Origin of the sequence: Mitsuokella sp. oral taxon 131 str. W9106 (assembly GCF_000469545.1) — a bacterium.
Taxonomy (GTDB): domain Bacteria; phylum Bacillota; class Negativicutes; order Selenomonadales; family Selenomonadaceae; genus AWVT01.
On sequence record NZ_KI273052.1, the window covers coordinates 63,760 to 80,732 of the forward strand.

The 16,973-nt window shown below is 54.7% G+C and carries 17 protein-coding genes and 1 riboswitch; of the genes, 14 read left to right on the forward strand and 3 right to left on the reverse strand.

The window, feature by feature from the left end:
- Positions 1-7: 7 nt before the first annotated feature.
- The 3 genes from recG to HMPREF1985_RS02060 all read left to right on the forward strand — a co-directional run bounded on the left by recG (position 8) and on the right by HMPREF1985_RS02060 (position 4,757).
- The gene (recG, locus tag HMPREF1985_RS02050) at positions 8-2,071 is read left to right on the forward strand and encodes an ATP-dependent DNA helicase RecG (RefSeq protein ID WP_021770772.1); all 2,064 of its coding nucleotides are present in this window, start codon (positions 8-10) and stop codon (positions 2,069-2,071) included.
- A gap of 120 nt (positions 2,072-2,191) precedes the next feature.
- Entirely contained in the window at positions 2,192-3,862 is a 1,671-nt protein-coding gene (locus HMPREF1985_RS02055; RefSeq protein ID WP_021770773.1) for a putative polysaccharide biosynthesis protein, read from the forward strand.
- Between the two features lie 10 nt (positions 3,863-3,872).
- A complete protein-coding gene (locus HMPREF1985_RS02060; RefSeq protein WP_021770774.1) occupies positions 3,873-4,757 on the forward strand; it encodes a diacylglycerol/lipid kinase family protein in 885 nt (294 codons plus the stop codon).
- A gap of 93 nt (positions 4,758-4,850) precedes the next feature.
- Here the strand turns inward: HMPREF1985_RS02060 and HMPREF1985_RS02065 are convergent, their stop codons facing one another.
- Entirely contained in the window at positions 4,851-6,608 is a 1,758-nt protein-coding gene (locus HMPREF1985_RS02065) for an Rqc2 family fibronectin-binding protein (protein WP_021770775.1), read from the reverse strand.
- A 74-nt stretch (positions 6,609-6,682) separates the two neighbouring features.
- Complete coding sequence (locus HMPREF1985_RS02070) at positions 6,683-6,943, reverse strand: hypothetical protein (RefSeq protein WP_021770776.1); 261 nt, start codon at positions 6,941-6,943, stop codon at positions 6,683-6,685.
- Between the two features lie 200 nt (positions 6,944-7,143).
- Here HMPREF1985_RS02070 and HMPREF1985_RS02075 point away from each other — a divergent pair, with 200 nt between their 5' ends.
- The 6 genes from HMPREF1985_RS02075 to HMPREF1985_RS02100 all read left to right on the forward strand — a co-directional run bounded on the left by HMPREF1985_RS02075 (position 7,144) and on the right by HMPREF1985_RS02100 (position 12,008).
- Positions 7,144-7,485, forward strand: coding sequence for a LysM peptidoglycan-binding domain-containing protein (locus tag HMPREF1985_RS02075; RefSeq protein ID WP_021770778.1), 342 nt, complete (start codon positions 7,144-7,146; stop codon positions 7,483-7,485).
- A gap of 310 nt (positions 7,486-7,795) precedes the next feature.
- Positions 7,796-9,715 (forward strand): threonine--tRNA ligase, encoded by a 1,920-nt coding sequence (thrS, locus tag HMPREF1985_RS02080; protein ID WP_021770779.1) that lies wholly within the window; start codon positions 7,796-7,798, stop codon positions 9,713-9,715.
- 229 nt (positions 9,716-9,944) lie between these two features.
- Entirely contained in the window at positions 9,945-10,535 is a 591-nt protein-coding gene (gene infC / locus HMPREF1985_RS02085; RefSeq protein ID WP_021770780.1) for a translation initiation factor IF-3, read from the forward strand.
- Complete coding sequence (gene rpmI, locus HMPREF1985_RS02090) at positions 10,522-10,719, forward strand: 50S ribosomal protein L35 (protein WP_021770781.1); 198 nt, start codon at positions 10,522-10,524, stop codon at positions 10,717-10,719. The genes infC and rpmI overlap by 14 nt, the downstream gene beginning before the upstream one ends.
- Positions 10,720-10,753: 34 nt before the next feature.
- Positions 10,754-11,107, forward strand: a complete 354-nt coding sequence (gene rplT / locus HMPREF1985_RS02095) for a 50S ribosomal protein L20 (protein WP_021770782.1) — start codon at positions 10,754-10,756, stop codon at positions 11,105-11,107.
- 76 nt (positions 11,108-11,183) lie between these two features.
- Complete coding sequence (locus HMPREF1985_RS02100) at positions 11,184-12,008, forward strand: TrmH family RNA methyltransferase (RefSeq protein WP_021770783.1); 825 nt, start codon at positions 11,184-11,186, stop codon at positions 12,006-12,008.
- Here the strand turns inward: HMPREF1985_RS02100 and HMPREF1985_RS02105 are convergent.
- On the reverse strand, positions 11,987-12,694 hold the full coding sequence (locus tag HMPREF1985_RS02105) for a thiamine diphosphokinase (protein ID WP_021770784.1): 708 nt from the start codon (positions 12,692-12,694) through the stop codon (positions 11,987-11,989). The genes HMPREF1985_RS02100 and HMPREF1985_RS02105 overlap by 22 nt on opposite strands.
- A 109-nt stretch (positions 12,695-12,803) precedes the next feature.
- Here HMPREF1985_RS02105 and HMPREF1985_RS02110 point away from each other — a divergent pair, with 109 nt between their 5' ends.
- From HMPREF1985_RS02110 to HMPREF1985_RS02130, 5 genes are all read left to right on the forward strand, one after another.
- A complete protein-coding gene (locus HMPREF1985_RS02110) occupies positions 12,804-13,481 on the forward strand; it encodes a metal-dependent hydrolase (protein WP_021770785.1) in 678 nt (225 codons plus the stop codon).
- Positions 13,478-14,479: a tRNA (adenosine(37)-N6)-dimethylallyltransferase MiaA gene (miaA, locus tag HMPREF1985_RS02115; RefSeq protein ID WP_021770786.1), complete on the forward strand. Its 1,002-nt coding sequence runs from the start codon at positions 13,478-13,480 to the stop codon at positions 14,477-14,479. Before HMPREF1985_RS02110 ends, miaA begins: the two co-directional genes overlap by 4 nt.
- On the forward strand, positions 14,460-14,945 hold the full coding sequence (gene dut / locus HMPREF1985_RS02120) for a dUTP diphosphatase (protein ID WP_051349033.1): 486 nt from the start codon (positions 14,460-14,462) through the stop codon (positions 14,943-14,945). The genes miaA and dut overlap by 20 nt, the downstream gene beginning before the upstream one ends.
- 35 nt (positions 14,946-14,980) lie before the next feature.
- Positions 14,981-15,128, forward strand: a riboswitch (FMN riboswitch).
- Positions 15,129-15,227: 99 nt separating this feature from the next.
- Complete coding sequence (gene ribD / locus HMPREF1985_RS02125) at positions 15,228-16,349, forward strand: bifunctional diaminohydroxyphosphoribosylaminopyrimidine deaminase/5-amino-6-(5-phosphoribosylamino)uracil reductase RibD (protein ID WP_021770788.1); 1,122 nt, start codon at positions 15,228-15,230, stop codon at positions 16,347-16,349.
- Complete coding sequence (locus tag HMPREF1985_RS02130) at positions 16,330-16,968, forward strand: riboflavin synthase (protein ID WP_040636800.1); 639 nt, start codon at positions 16,330-16,332, stop codon at positions 16,966-16,968. The genes ribD and HMPREF1985_RS02130 overlap by 20 nt, the downstream gene beginning before the upstream one ends.
- Positions 16,969-16,973: the final 5 nt, after the last annotated feature.

A 16,973-nucleotide genomic window follows, 5' to 3' on the forward strand; every position in this document is an offset into this window, starting at 1 on the left:
CCTTTGCATGGACTGGAAACGGGATGTCCGGTCGCTCAAGGGAATCGGACCGAAAAGAGCAAGCGAACTCCATCGGCTCGGCATCGATACGATACAGGATCTCTTGTCGTACTATCCGCGCGCATATGAAGATCGCAGCAGGGTGAAAGCCATCGCATCCCTTGTGCCGGATGAACCGGCTGCCATACGCGGCGTCGTGCGCCGGGTGCAGGAAAAAAGGCCACGGCGCGGGCTTTCCATCCTAATGGCTTACATCGATGATGGAACGGGCATGATATCCGTTTCATGGTTTAATCAGCGCTATCTTTCTGGCAAGATCAAAGCAGGCGTCAAGGTGTTCATCGCGGGAAAGGTTGGCTATGCGTTTGGCGGTCATGGCCAGCTTGCAATGAAACGGGTGACGGCTTTTGAGATTTTGGATGGACAGGAAGGAACGGAATCCCTTTGCGGCATTTTCCCGATTTACTCCGTTGCGGGGTCGCTCAGCCAAACGTTTTTCCATAAAATTTTTCGACAGATTTTTGCAGAGGATTTTTCGGCAGAGGAGACGCTTCCGCCAAAGATTTGCGCGAAGTACAAACTTATGGGACGCATGGATGCCGTCCGCGCGATCCACTTTCCCGAAAATTTGGCGCATCTCAAGCACGCACGTGACTCGCTTGCCTTTGAGGAACTCTACCTCATCCAGTGCGGTCTCTTCCTCATACGGAAACATACCCATGAGGAAAAAAAAGGCATTCGCCATCTGCCCGACCACAAGCTCATTCGGACGCTTTTGTCTCTTCTTCCCTTTGCCTTGACGGAGGATCAGGCGACGGCGTGGAAGGAAATCAAACGCGATATGGAGCGCCCTATTCCGATGCGCCGGCTCGTGCAGGGCGATGTCGGATCCGGGAAGACTGTCATCGCGATGCTCGCGCTTGTCAAGACCGTAGAAAATGGGCTTCAGGGCGCGCTCATGGCACCGACAGAAATTCTTGCCGAGCAGCATTACGAATCGTTTTGCCGAATTTTGGAGCCGCTTGGCATACGGATCACACTCTTGACGGGGAGATGGGGAAGGGAAAAACGCCAGACGATTTACGAGACGATTGCCGCTCATGATGTCGATATCGTCATCGGGACGCATGCGCTCATACAAGATGGTGTATCGTTTGCGAGCCTGGGGCTCGTCGTGACGGATGAGCAGCATCGCTTTGGCATTGCACAGCGCGCGAAGCTTGCAGAAAAGGGGAAGATGATACCAGATGCGCTCATCATGACGGCAACGCCGATCCCGCGCACGATGACGCTCACCATCTACGGGGATTTGGATGTCTCGACGATTTGGCATCTGCCTCCGGGGCGCAAGCCCATTCGTACCTTTTTGCGCCCGATGAGCAGACGTCCGCTCATCTATCAATACGTTAGGAAACAGATCGAAAGCGGCCGGCAGGCATACGTCGTATGTCCGCTTGTCGAACACAGCGACGGGATGGATCTCATGGCGGCAGAAGAGGTCTACGAAGAACTTCGTGCAAACATCATGCGCGGCATTTCCTGCGGACTCGTTCACGGACGCATGAAAGCGGCAGAAAAAGATCGCGTGATGCAGGCGTTCTATAAAGGCGAGATCCAGCTCCTCGTCGCGACGACGGTCATCGAGATCGGAGTCAACGTGCCGAATGCTTCCGTCATGGTCATCGAACATGCGGAGCGATTCGGTCTTTCGCAGCTTCACCAGCTTCGTGGACGCATTGGGCGCGGAAGCTACGATTCATGCTGTATCCTCGTATCGGAGATGCAGACGGAGAGCGCAAGGGAACGCCTGCATCTCATGGTGGAGACGACGGACGGGTTTAAGCTTGCCGAAGCGGACTTGCGGCTTCGCGGGCCGGGACAGTTTTTCGGCTCGCTTCAGCACGGCATGCCGGATCTCAAGGTGGCAAATGTCCTTCAGGATATGGATATCCTGCTGAAGGCACGAAAAGCGGCGATGGAAACGATTCATTCGCATGAAGGATTGGATGCCGTCCTACCCATTCTCATGCAGCGATACCAAGCGCACTTCCTGCATATCCTGCATAGCTGAGTCCTATCCGGTCCATTCCAGATTTATTACTGGAATGATTTCGGCAATGATGATATAATCCTACGTATTGAATGAATGTAACAGCAATTTTCATGAATGTAAGTTTGCTTCATATAGGCGGTGTTTTCGATTAGCAGTCATGAGATAGCAGAGGAATCGAAGTCCAGTAAGGGAGAGTCATTCCTAAAAGGGACGTTCATCCTGACGGTCGCAGGATTCGTCGTCAAGGTCATCGGCTCGCTGAACTGGATTTTTGTTTCGCGCATATTGGGCGGCGAGGGCATAGGCCTTTATCAGATGGCCTTTCCCATTTACTTTTTTGCGATGACCGTATCACAGGCAGGCGTTCCCGTTGCCATTTCGATTATTACGGCAGAACGTGTCGCGCTCAAAGATATTTATGGAGCGCGTCGCGTCTTTCACATTTCGATGGGACTCATGCTAATCACGGGTCTCTTTTTCTCGGTGTTGACGTACTTTGCTGCGGACTGGCTCATCGAATGGCATTTTATCCGTGATCCGCGCGCTTATATGGCGATGGTCGTGCTCGCGCCGACCGTCTTTTTCGTGACGTTTCTCGCGAGTTCGCGCGGCTACCTGCAGGGATGGCAGCGCATGACGCCGACGGCTGTCTCACAGATCGTGGAACAGATCTTCCGCGTCATCACGATGATCCTGCTCGCGAGCCTGCTCATGCCGTGGGGGCTGGACTATGCGGCGGCGGGCGCTTCGCTCGGCGCACTTGCGGGAGCCGTGACAGGACTTATCGTCCTTGTCTACTATCACATCAAGCTTGACCGCGATATTGAAAAGGACTACGGGCATGATCTTGCGCCCGCGCCGGGTACGGAAAACGAGAGCGTGGTTTCGATCATTCGCCGCATTTTTACGCTTTCTCTTCCCGTTTCGGCGGCGAGCATCATGCTGCCCGTCGTATCGAATCTGGATTTGATGATTGTGCCGCAGCGGCTGGAGGTCGCAGGCTACAGCGTCAATGAAGCGACAGAGTTGTTTGGCTACCTCACGGGCATGGCCGTTCCGCTCGTCAATCTCTCGTGCATCATTACGGCATCGATGGCAATGAGCATCGTGCCTGCCATATCGGAGGCGCGCGCATTGAGGGATATGAAGCGCGTGTTCAGCCAAACGGCGGCTTCGGTTCGCATATCGAACTTTGTCTGCTTCCCGGCGTTTGTCATCGTCTTCGTCCTCGCAACGCCGATCGCCTCTTTGATTTACAATGCGCCGGGTGCCGGCCCGGCTGTCATGATTTCCGCGGTCAGCATTGTACTCTTGGGGCTGCATCAGGTTTCGACGGGGATTTTGCAAGGACTCGGGCATCCGACAATTCCGATGGTCAACATGATTCTTGCCGCTGCGGCGAAAGTTGTTCTGAACTGGGAGCTCACGGCAATTCCGTGGCTTGGAATCATGGGCGCAGCATGGGCAACGGCAGCGGATATGGGCGTCGCGGCGCTCATCAATCTTTTCTTCATCTATCGGTTTATCGGCTATCGCATGGAGTTTGTGCAGCTCTTGAAGACGATTTTTTCTGCTGCCATTATGGCGGGAGCTGTCTATTTCTTTTATGACTGGACGTTTGCATGGTGGGGGATCGGTACGATTTCGACGTTCGGCGCCGTGTTCTTTGGCTGCTTTATCTACATCGCCGCAATGCTTTTGACGGGCGGCCTCGTAGAGGGAGACCTCGTTCGCATCCCGTTGATTGGTCGTATCGGCATTCGCCTCCTGTGCCGCATTGGCGTCATGAAGGAAAAGCCAGCGGAGTAGGAGGTAAGACTTGAAACAGTTTGTGCTTTTTTATAATCCCGTTTCCGGCCATGCGGCGTTCAAGAATAAACTCGACTGGATCATCGAAGCCTTTCAGGCGCGCGACATGCTCGTGATCCCGTATCGCACGCGCAAAGGAGGAAACGAAAGATTTGTCGATTTCGTGCGTGCGCTTTCCCCGGATGGACTCATTGTTGCGGGCGGAGACGGTACCGTACATGAAATCGTCAATCTCATGCTGCACGGGCATCTTGATTTGCCGCTTGCCATCATTGGGAGCGGAACGTCGAACGACTTTGCGACGTTTCTCGGCATCGAGTCCGATATGGATCGCTACTTCGATGCGATTGCGGCAGGGAAGGTGCGTCCAGCAGATCTTGGACGTGTCGCGGATACCTATTTCATCAACGTAGCGAGTGCGGGCATGATGACTTCGATTGCGCATGAAGTGGATGTGCGGCTTAAAAATGCGCTCGGCAAAATGGCATACTACATCAGGGGAATCGGCGAGCTGCCGCGATTCCATTCCTTTCCACTCCGCATTGAGGCAGATGGTGTTCGCTTGGATGCGGAAATCTTTTTGTTCGTCGTAGCGAACAGTGCCGTCGTCGGCAGCATGAAAAACATTGCGGAAGGAATCGCGATTGACGACGGGAAGCTGGACCTCCTCGCGGTCGAGAAATGCAGCATAACGAAGCTCATGGGAATTACAGCGGATCTTATTGCGGGAAAGCCCATTTCGGAAAAGGAAAGCGTGATTCACATTCAGGCAAAGAGTCTGACTGTTTCTTCGGAAGAACCGCTGCAAAGCGATTTGGACGGAGAGTGCGGCCCTGCTCTGCCGATTCACATTGATGCGATCCCGCATGCCATCATGGTGTACTGCATGGAATGAACGACCCGCATGGGGATGGATGGGGATGCAAAATGCGCAGCAGCTTTAAGCTGCTGCGCATTTTGTCTGTTCGATCGGATTTATGCCGCACGGCTACGTGATCGAATCCTGCATGAGAATCGGTGTGAGCGCTTTCATGTCCGGTGTGACATAGAGCGTTCGCTGGTTTGTAAAGATGACGAATCCTGGCTTGCTTCCGGATGGCTTTTTGACGTAACGCGCCTCAGTGTAGTCGACGGGAATTTTCGACGAGCCCTGTGCCTTGCTGAAATGAGCCGCGAGGCTCGCCGCGAGCAGGAGCGTTTCCTCAGCAGGTTCTTCGCCTCCGTTTTGCAGGATGACGTGGGAGCCGGGGATATCCTTTGTGTGCAGCCACGTATCGTTGTAGCGTGCTGTCTTGAATGTCAGCCTGTCGTTTTGGTAATTGTTTTTCCCGACGAGAATATCGGTGCCGTCGGGCGCACGAAAGTGGAACGGGCGCACAGGTTTATCGTGGTGTTTCTTTTTCGGTTTTTCATGGAGATAGCCTGTCGTGATAAGCTCATTTTGGATCTCGGCAATTTCGCCGAGACTCGAGGAGGCGAGCAGCGAAGCCTCAATGCTTTCGAGATAGGCGATACCCGCCCTGCATTCCCGCTTCTGCACTTGCAGGAGATCCTGTGCGCGCTTCAGCTTGTCATACTTCTTGTAGCAGGCTTGCATATTCTCGATGAGCGTGAGCCGCTGATCAAGCGGGATGGTGATCGTCTTGCTCGTTTCGCTGTAAATATTTGTAACCGTGATGCTCGCATCCGCGTGGTCCTTGAACTCGTATTGATACGTTTGCAGGTTGTCACCGCGCACGCGATACGCTTCTGCATTTTCTGCCTCTTCGATTTCTGCATCGAGCTTCACGAGCTTGTTCTGTGCGCGCGACAGCTCATTTCTTACGAGCTTTTTGAAGCGATCCTTGTCGGGGAGCACGTACGAGCCGAAGAGGAGATCTGCCTTTTCGAGCATTGCGCTGACGGTCGGGAAGAAAAGCGGTGTTGCCACAGGGAGATAGTGGAGCGGAAAGGACGCCATGGCGAGAACTTTGCCTGCATCGTCGACGAGAAGGGTAGGACAAGCCGCTTCTTCGCACGCTGCTCGGAGTTCTTCCAAGGCCGATCGGACGGCTGCAAAATCTGCTTTATCAAGCGTCGCAATGCGCACTGCAGGCGCAAGTCCCGCTGAGAAGCAGACCTCTTTTGCTGAGACGGGACCGAATCCCATGCATGTGGCAAGGAGTGCCTTGTCGAGACGCTGCTCGCCGTCGACGCGGATCGCATCTAAGATCGTATGCGGATCATCCGCGAGAAGGTCGCGTTTTTCCTGATGGGGCGGAAGTTTGTAACGCTGACCCGGAAGCACCGTGCGGACGCGGCTGCTGTTTTCGCCAATCTTGCGCAGTGCGTCCACAATGATGTTATCTTGCAGGAGGATGATGTTGCTGTACTTGCCCATAAGCTCCAGCACAAGTGTTTTCGTTACGATCTGTCCGCCTGCCGCGAGCGCGTCAATGTCGATGAGAAGCAGGCGGTCTAGCCCATGCTGCCGGATGGAGGCAATGCGGCCTGATTCAATCTGCTTGCGGAGCACCATGCAAAAGACGGGCGGCTCAGGCGGATTTTCGAGATTTTTTTGGAGCAGATGAGCAGACGGGTTCTGCGGGTTGATGGAGATGTGCAGCAGGTGATTTTCGCCGGGCTGACGGATGGCGAGAATGATGGATTGCTTATTGGGTTGGGTAATCTTATCGATGCGTCCGCCAGAAAGTGCAGCGTCAAGCTCGCGGACGAGCGGACGCATCGAAAAACCGTCAAGACTCATAAATATTCCTCTTTTATCCTTTCTGCCTAAGGGTCGTTGCGTTACGCCCCTTAGGCCAATGGCGTAGTCCTGCGTCAGTAAATATGGAATTCTTTCCATGGAATTTGGTCGAGCCGAACGGTTTTTAGAAAATCCACGATATCTTTTCGGCCGTAATAATGCGGTGTGCCGTTTGCGTCCTGGCTCATGAGGATAATGGGCATGTTCGGGAAAAAGGGCGTGAGCGCACGTCGCATTTGGGTACTGCGCGTCGTATACACCGTGACAGTCTGTTTGACCGCGACGATGGCGAAGGTCACGCCCTGCTCGATAATAACAGCTCCTTGCAGTGTCATAAAAGCTCCTTTCGCGCGCGATTGCTTCTCTATTGTAAGCAGGCGATGGGATTGCGTCAAGAAGGGGAAGCACGAATGCGATAAGCAAAGCGAAAAAATGTTCGATATTCTATTGCAAAAACAAATGTTCTATGATATATTATAGGCGAACAAAGGTTTTGAGAAGGTATGTTCGTATATATGCGAAAGGAGAACGCATTATGTTTTGCAATATGGATCTGAAGCATGCGTGGCTGCCGTTTTTTATTATCGTAGGGGTGCTTCTTATCGCCAGCCCGCTGCATCTTTCAAACCGCTATCTTCGCGCGTCTGATTTCGATGTTGTCATCGTACAGGAAGATGAAAATGCATCTGCGATTGCACTTCGTTATACGAACGACACCGCTCAGGCAAAGCGTCTTTGCGAGGCGATCATCGACATCAATGCACTTACGCCGGACGGGGCGCTGCGTGCGGGACAAAGCCTACGCATTCCTGTGCTTGCGCGAAGCAGTGGCAAAGAAGTTGCGTCGCGGGAGATGGACATTCTTCAAGGCAATTGATTTTTCCTTAAGAGGGCTTGACAAGGTGGGATGTGCTGCCTATAATAAGGCGTATCGAAAGCGATGAAGAAGACACGGCCACGAAGTGCTCTATCGCAGAGAGGACGACGTATGCTGCGAGTTGTCCATACGAGCGTCGTTGCCACCACTTCCGAGCTGCCTTGCTGAACGCGATACGCGATAAGCGGGGTCGGAGCAATCTCCGTTATCAAGTGCTGAGTGGCCGACTTTGGCGGCAATCAGGGTGGAACCACGAGCCGATGCCTCGTCCCTAAGCGGGACGAGGCTTTTATTTTTTAGGAGGGTTACGATGCTCAAGATTACGTTACACGATGGGGCGCAGCGCGAAGTAGAAGCGGGCACATCCATTTTCGATCTCATGAAACAGGTGAAGAACAGTCTTACGAAGACGGTTCTCGCGGCAAAGGTGGATGGCGAGACGAAGGATCTCGCGACGCCGCTCACGAAGGACTGCCACGTCGAGTTTTTGACGTTTGGGGATGCGGATGGCCGCTGGGCGCTGCGCCATACGGCTTCCCACATTCTCGCGCAGGCGGTCAAGCGCCTCTACAAGGACAGCAACGTACAGCTCGCAATTGGACCGGCGATCGAAAATGGATTTTACTATGACTTTGACATCGACCGCCAGTTGACGACGGCGGATCTGGCGGCGATCGAAAAGGAAATGAAGCGCATCGTCAAGGAGAACCTAAAGCTTGAGCGCAAGGAAGTCAGCCGTGCCGAAGCACTGAAATTCTTCGAGGAGAAAGGGGAGGGCTACAAGGTCGAGCTCATCCACGACCTGCCAGAGGACGCTACGATTTCGATGTATACACAGGGCGAGTTCACGGATCTCTGCGCTGGCCCGCACGTCGTGTCGACGGGCAAGGTGAAGTCCCTGAAGCTCTTGAGCATCGCGGGTGCTTACTGGCGCGGCGATGAGAAGAACAAAATGCTGCAGCGCATTTACGGCACGGCGTTTGAGAAGCAGGAGGATCTCGATGCCTACCTGCACATGCTCGAAGAGGCGAAGAAGCGCGATCACCGAAAGCTCGGAAAGGAGCTTGATCTATTCAGCCTGCACGAGGAAGGCCCTGGATTCCCGTTCTTTCATCCGAACGGCATGGTCATTCGCAACGAGCTCATCAATTACTGGCGTGAGGTACATCGCCGCTACGGCTATCAGGAGATTCGCACGCCGATCATACTGAATCGAAGGCTTTGGGAACAGTCGGGGCACTGGGCGCACTACAAAGAGAACATGTACTTCACGAAGATTGACGGCGAGGACTATGCGGTAAAGCCAATGAATTGTCCGGGAGGCATGCTCGTTTACAATTCCAAGCAGCACAGCTATCGCGATCTGCCGCTTCGCCTTGGCGAGCTCGGACTCGTCCATCGCCACGAAAAGTCGGGGGAGCTGCACGGTCTCTTCCGCGTCCGCAACTTCACGCAGGATGACGCGCATCTCTTTGTAACGCCGGATCAGATCGAAAAGGAGATTCAGCACACAATCGATCTCTTCGATGAGGTCTATCAGACGTTTGGCCTCACGTACATGGCGGAACTCTCGACGCGTCCAGACGACTCGATGGGCTCGGATGAGATGTGGGAGAAGGCGACGAATGCGCTGCAGGGTGCACTGGAGCATCGCGGACTCGAGTACATCGTCAACGAAGGGGACGGCGCATTCTACGGCCCGAAGATCGACTTCCATCTGCGCGACTCCATCGGACGTACGTGGCAGTGCGGCACGATCCAGCTCGACATGCAGATGCCGGAGAAGTTCGACCTCAACTACATCGGCGAAGATGGCGAGAAACATCGCACCGTCATGCTGCACCGTGTCGTTTACGGTTCGATCGAGCGCTTTATCGGCATCCTCATTGAGCACTATGCGGGCGCATTCCCCACGTGGCTCGCTCCTGTGCAGGTGCGCATCCTGCCGATCACGGAGCGCCATGCCGATTACGCCGAGCAGCTCAAGGAAAAGATGTTTGCACGCGGTGTCCGCGTTGAGGTCGATGACCGCAATGAGAAGATCGGCTACAAGATCCGTGAGGCACAGATCAAGAAGACGCCGTACACGCTCGTCGTCGGCGACCAGGAAATACAGGATGGGACGGCTGCCGTCCGCAAGCACGGGGAAAAGGACAGCGAGACGATGAAGGCAGATGCCTTTATCGCCTACATCGGAAAAAAGATTCAGACGCGTGACGGTGCCTACTGATTGCATGCGTTTTACACGAATTGGGATCGTTTTGCATAGCCGCAGGGAAAATCATCTGCCAGGTATTGACAGGCGATTTTTCCCATGATACACTGATTGCGTGATTTATCAAGAAGGAGCCACCGCTTCTCACCTGCTGATTCGGTCAGTTGGGTCTATAAGGCGTCAATGCAAGGATTTTAGAGGTGGCTTTTTGCCACCTCCTTTTTGCTTATTCTTTTATTGGGAGGTGTTTTTGATTAGCAAGGAATCGTTACGCATCAATGAAAAGATTCGCATACGAGAGGTTCGCGTGACCAGTGCGACGGGCGAGCAGCTCGGCATTATGGCGACGCGTGACGCACTTCGCATGGCGGAGGAGCAGCATCTTGATCTCGTTGAGGTCGCGCCGAAAGCGAAGCCGCCGGTCTGCCGCATCATGGATTTCGGAAAGTACCGCTACGAACAGCAGAAGCGGGAAAAGGAAGCGCGCAAGAAGCAGAAGATCATCAGCATCAAGGAAGTCAAGCTTCGCCCGAATATCGAGCAGCATGACTTCGACGTCAAGCTGAAGAATGCAATTCGCTTTGTCGAGGAAGGAAATAAGGTCAAGGTCACGATTATGTTCCGTGGACGAGAGCTTTCGCATCCGGAGCTCGGCAAGGAAGTGCTTTCGCGCGTGGCGGAGAAGCTTGGCGACAGCGTTTCCATTGAGCGAAATGCAAAGCTCGAAGGAAAGAACATGACGATGATCGTCGCGCCGAAAGTGCAGAAGCCCATAAAGGCGAAGAAGCCCATAAAGGCAGATACTGAGGGAGGAAATAGCAATGCCAAAAATTAAGACGCGCAGAGCTGCAGCGAAGCGCTTCACCAAGACGGGAAGCGGTGAGTTCAAGCGCAACAAGGCGTTTAAGAGCCACATTCTCGAGAAGAAGTCCCCAAAGCGCAAGCGCAACCTGCGCAAGGCTACGCTCGTATCCAGTGCGGATTACAGCCGTGTCAAACGCATGCTTCCGAACGGCTGATAGCCCCAAGGATAAACGATAGGAGGATAAAGACATGCCAAGAGTTAAAGCCGGCGTGACGGCACATAGGCGCCATAAGAAGATTTTGAAGCTCGCAAAGGGGTACCGTGGAGCGAGGAGCAAGCAATTCAAGAAGGCAAATGAAACGGTCATGAAGGCACTCTACTACGCACGTCGTGACCGCCGTGCAAAGAAGGGGACGTTCCGCCGCCTTTGGATTGCGCGTATCAACGCTGCAGCCCGCGCGAATGGGATTTCCTACAGCCGCCTTGTCAATGGCCTCACGAAAGCTGGTGTTGAAGTGAATCGCAAGATGCTTGCGGATCTCGCGATTGCAGATGCACAGGCATTCGCTCAGCTCGTTGCAGTGGCAAAGGAAAACCAGTAAACCCACATCGAAATGATGTGACTGGCTCACGGGACCTGATTGCAGTCCCGTGAGCCTTTCTTTTAGGAGGACATTTATGCGCGAGCGAATCGAGAGCCATGCCAACCGAAAGATCAAGCTTGCCGCCAGCCTGCACGCACGAAGGGGAAGGGAGAAGGCAAACTGTTTCCTCGTAGAAGGGCTTCGCCTTGCGGAGATGGCTGCAGAATCGCATTGGCAGACGGAGTATGCGCTTTTTACGCAGGCATTTGCCCAAAAAGCGCGCGGCGCAAGGCTTCTCGAACGATTGGAAGCGCGATGCCCGCTCTACGAAGTCGATGAGGGATGTTTCAAGAAGGTCGCTGCGACGGACAGCCCGCAGGGGATTGCGCTCGTCATGCGGGCACAGCACCAATCGCTCGGTGCGCATTCGGTGAGACGAAAAGAAAGCCTGTACATCGTCTTGGACGGCGTACAGGATCCCGGCAATGTCGGAACGATCATCCGCACAGCAGATGCGGCGGGCGCGGATGGCGTCATCTGTCTGTGCGGCACGGCAGATCTATTCGGCGATAAAACGATGCGCAGCACGATGGGGTCGCTCTTTCATCTTCCCATTTTTACGGAGGTGACGACTGAAGCCTTGATGGAATTCTGCACAGCACACGGCATTGCGCTCTGTGCAGCGGCGCTCGATCCGGCTGCAAAGCCTCTTTTTGACCCATTGTTTCAGCGGGCTTGCGCCATTGTGCTCGGAAACGAGGGAAATGGCATTTCGGAAACCATTCTGCAGGAGGCGGCGCATGTCTTTATTCCGATGTACGGACGAGCGGAGTCATTGAACGTCGCGACTTCGGCTGCCATCCTTCTTTACGAAGCCGTGCGGCAACGAAACTACAATCACTCTGCCCAGCAGAGATAGACGGCGAGAATCCCCTGTCCGATTGAGACGGAGAAGGTATTTTCCCCGCTTTCGAGTACGTTGCTGACGGCAGCCGGCTCGTCCTGCGAGAGCACAGCATTTTGAAGCGTCCAATGCAGATGCTCCGTACGGACGTCGTTCACCTGCTCGCTAAAGGGCAGGAGTGATATGGCGATAGGGTGCGCATGGCACGTGATGGTGGCGTGTTCTCCGTCCCTTAGGAAGAGCATGGTCTCGCGCGCATCGGCGAGCACACAGGAAATTGGCGCGTGTGCGGCGGTAAAGGCAGTGCTATAAGCATGGTCAAGGCGTCCGCCGAATGCGCCCGTAAGAATGGCAGCAGCGAATCCTGCATCGTTCGCAATCCGAATCGCGAGCTGCGTATCGGTGAGATCCTTTTCGGGGGGGAATCGATCCATCGGGATGGCAAGCGCTTCGCCCCATGTCCATGCTTCCTTTGTCGCACTATCTCCATCGCCGATGATTCTTGCGGGGAGGATGCCCGATTCCCTGCAGAAGCCGAGCCCTCGGTCTACTGCCCATACCGTGCGGTGGTGCGCGATTCTTCGCAGCCACGCCCTTTCAGGCGGTCGGCCTCCGATCACTAGCAGGCAAGGGCGTTCAAAGCCGACGGTTTGCGAAGCGAATGTTGCTGTGAGCTCCGGCAGACACAAATGCGTATTCATACAGCACCTTGTTTCTTTCGTGAAATACTTATGTTATAATGTTATAGATAAGCATATCACGTGGAAAAGCGGGGTGCAAATTCTTTCATCCTACAAAGGAGTGGATTTTATGCTTAAATTTACATATTACGGCCATTCATGCTTTTTGCTGTCCGATGGCACACATAAAGTTCTCGTCGATCCGTTCCTGACGGATAACCCAAAGGCGCCGATCAAGGCGGATCAAGTCGACTGCGACTTCATTCTCATTACCCATGCGCATTCCGATCATCTCGGTGATGCGCCGGAGATCGCGGATCGCACGGGAGCAGAGCTCGTCAGCACGCCCGAAGTGCTCCAGGTCTGCGAGACCCGCGTGCCCGGGCTAAAGCAGCACCCGCTCAACCTTGGCGGCTCGCTCAACTTGCCGTTCGGCAAGGTGCGCATGACGCTTGCGCAGCATAGTGCAGGCGTCGCGGGAGGCATCGCATGCGGCTTCGTCATCTACATGGGAGGCAAGATCCTCTACTACGCAGGCGATACGGCGCTCTTCAGCGACATGAGGCTCATCGGACAGAAGGATCCCCTTGATTACGCGGTCCTTCCGATTGGTGACAACTATACGATGGGGCTTGAAGACGCGGCGATGGCGGCACAACTCCTGAATGTGCCGAACGTCATTCCCGTTCATTACAATACGTGGCCGATCATCAATCAGGATGTGCGCCACTACAAGGAAATCACAGAAGCAATGACGCGCGCCGACGTTCACATCTTCGAGATCGGACAGATGGAAATGCTCGAATGAGCAGGGGCGGCTCACAGAAAAGAGAGCGGCTTGTCGTCCTGCTGGGACCGACGGCTGTCGGCAAGACAGTGCTTTCGTTATCGCTTGCAGAGCGAATGGGAAGCGAAATCATTTCGGGCGATTCAATGCTCGTCTATTGCGGGTTTGATGTCGGTACGGCAAAGCCGTCGCGAGAAGAGCTCGCACGCGTGCCGCACCACCTCGTCGACATCCTGCAGCCATGGGAAGGATTCAGTGTCACTCGCTTCGTCGCGCTTGCCAAAGAAGCGATTCATGCCATAAACGCCCGCGGCAAAATTCCGATTCTCGCAGGCGGCACAGGTCTTTACATCAAGGCACTCTTGGAGGGCTACCAGTTCAACGCCGCAGGCGGAGACGATGCATTTCGTCGATCCCTCGAAGAACTCGGACGGACGCATGGAAAGGCGTATGTGCACGCGATGCTGAAAAGGGTCGATCCCAAGGCTGCGGCACGGCTTCATGTCAATGATTTTCAGCGCGTGGTTCGCGCCATTGAGGTCGCGCAGGCAGGAGAGCATATTTCGACGACGAATGAGGCGCAGGAAGGGGCGCTTTCCTACGATGCTTATGTTGTTGGACTTCGGCGTGATCGTCAGGAACTCTACGCGCGCATCAATGCACGTGTCGTGCGGATGTTCGATGCGGGGCTGGAAGAGGAGGTTCGGATGCTTCTGCGCCATGGCGTCACACGTGAGATGCCTGCCATGAAGGGAATCGGCTACAAAGAGACAGCAGCGTATCTCGCAGGCGAATGCCTGCGCGCGGAGGCGATCAAATCCATCCAAAAATCGACGCGCCGTTTTGCGAAGCGCCAGCTCACATGGTACCGCAGGATGGGCTATATTCATTGGTACGAAGCCGATACGGAGGACGCGGCGCTTCTGACATGCGTTCATGCGGATGTGAAACGTTATTTTGAAAAATGGAATCGCAAGACAAAGCAGGAGAGGCATGAAGATGAAACAGAGAGGCTTTGAGCCTGTTTCCACCTATGCTGGAAGTGTCAGCATACCCGTCCGAAAGACCGCGTCGAGCGCAGGGTACGATATGGAAGCAGCGGAATCCATGACGATACCGCCACATGCGATGGCACTTGTGCCGACGGGACTGAAGGCATACATGCAGACGGATGAGGTACTCATGATTCACATTCGTTCGAGCATGGCAGTTCGCCAGCATCTCATGCTGGCGAACTGCGTTGGCATCATCGACGCAGACTACTACAACAATGCGGACAACGAGGGGCATATCCTTATCGCAATATGGAATGGTGGAGAAAAAACCGCAGCGATTGCACGTGGCGAGCGGATTGCACAAGGCATTTTCGTGAAATATTTGGTCGTTGATGCGGACGCTGCAGGTGCGGGGGCATTGCGCAGCGGCGGATTCGGATCCACGGGATGCGGTTCGGTGCGGTCATCGCTTTGTGGCTTGAATTCGTGAAATGCCTGTGCTATAATAGAAAGAGAATATAGATGATTTGTCTTTGAGGCGGGGGGCGGTTCCCCACCGGCGGTATAGCCCGCGAGCTTGAGCCTATGGCAGAATGTCATTTCTGCCCATGGCATGGCATGATTCGGTGAGATTCCGAAGCCGACCGTATAGTCGGGATGAGAAAAGGCAGTGTGTATTACGCATGTCGTTTAAGCCATCAGAAGGAAATCTTCTGATGGCTTTTGGGTTTCTTGTACCTGCGCGCAAAGTTGCTTGATTTGAGGTGATATCTTGCAGGATGAAGACTTTATGCGTGAGGCACTAATGCTCGCGCGAAATGCAACGGGGCGCACGGCACCGAACCCGCTCGTCGGTGCCGTCATTGTGCGCACGGGGCGCGTCGTCGCGGCAGGCTGGCACCGCGAGACAGGAACGCCGCACGCGGAGATTCACGCGCTTCGTATGGCGGGCGAGCTTGCACGAGGCGCGACGCTATACGTAACGCTTGAACCGTGTGCGCACTATGGACGGACTGGACCATGTGCCAAGGCGGTCGCTGAGGCAGGCATCCGGCGCGTCGTTATCGCCATGCGCGACCCGAATCCGCTCGTTGCGGGAAAGGGCATCCGCATCTTGGAGGAGGCAGGCATCGAGGTCAAGGTCGGTGTGCTCGAAGAAGAGGCGCGTCGGCTCAATGAAGTGTTCCTGAAATGGATTGCGACGAAAATGCCGTTCGTCGTGCTGAAGACGGCGATGAGTCTCGATGGGAAGATCGCGACGCATGCAGGGGATTCGGCGTGGATCACAAATGAAGCGGCGCGCCTTCGCGTCCATCAATGGCGCGATACGTACGCAGCGATTCTTGTCGGCATCGGCACGGTGCTTGCAGACGATCCAAGTCTTACGGCGCGGCTGCCGGATGGCACGGGACACAATCCCATCCGCGTTATTGTTGACAGTCTTGCGCGCACGCCGCTTACGGCGAAAGTTGTCATGGACGGTGCAGCAAGGACCATTGTCGCCGTGACAGAGCGTGCACCGAAGGAGCGCTGCGCGGCACTCAATGCGGCGGGCGTCCGCGTGATTTTTGCAGGCGATGGCACGCGCGTCGATTTGCATCAGCTCCTGCAAGAGCTCGGAAAAGAAGAAGTCAGTTCTGTTTTTGCTGAGGGCGGCGGTACGGTGAACTTTGCGCTGCTAAAGGCAGGGATCGTTGACAAGGTGCATGCCTTTATCGCGCCGATCTTCATCGGCGGCAGGGATGCGGAGACACCTGTCGAAGGGGAAGGCTTTGGCCGTCTCTCGGATGCGGTGAGGCTCGCGCGCGTTGAGCACGAACCTATCGGAGACAATCTCCTCATCACGGGCTACGTCGAGAAAAAGGAGAATGCAGATGTTTACGGGCATCATTGAGGAGGTCGGCACGATTCGGGAAATCGGCGCCGGCACACTCCGTATTGCGGCGAAAAAGGTACTCGAGGATGTTGCTGTTGGCGACAGCATTGCAGTCAATGGGATCTGCCTGACCGTCACGAAGTTTGATGCACGTTCCTTTCATGCGGACATCATGCCGGAGACGGTGCGGCGTACCTCGCTGGCAGGGCTACAAAAGGGAAGCCCTGTCAATCTTGAGCGCGCTTTGCAGCTCGGCGGGCGATTCGGCGGACACATCGTCAGCGGACATATCGATGGGACGGGCGAGATTCTCGCATTTTGCGAGGAGGCTCATGCGATTTTGATGAAAATCTCGGCGGACGCCTCGATCCTGCGTGGCATTGTCGAAAAGGGATCGGTCGCGCTCGATGGCATCAGCCTTACCGTCGTCGCCGTGACCGATACGGATTTTACGGTAAGCCTTATCCCGCACACGCGCACCATGACGAATCTCGGCACGCGAAAACCGCATGACCGAATCAATGTTGAGAATGACATTCTCGGCAAATACGTCGAGAAATTGCTCGGCAGTTCAGGAGAGAGCACGGCCGAAAAGCATACTATCACTTCTGAATTTCTGCAGGCGAATGGATTTTGATTAGG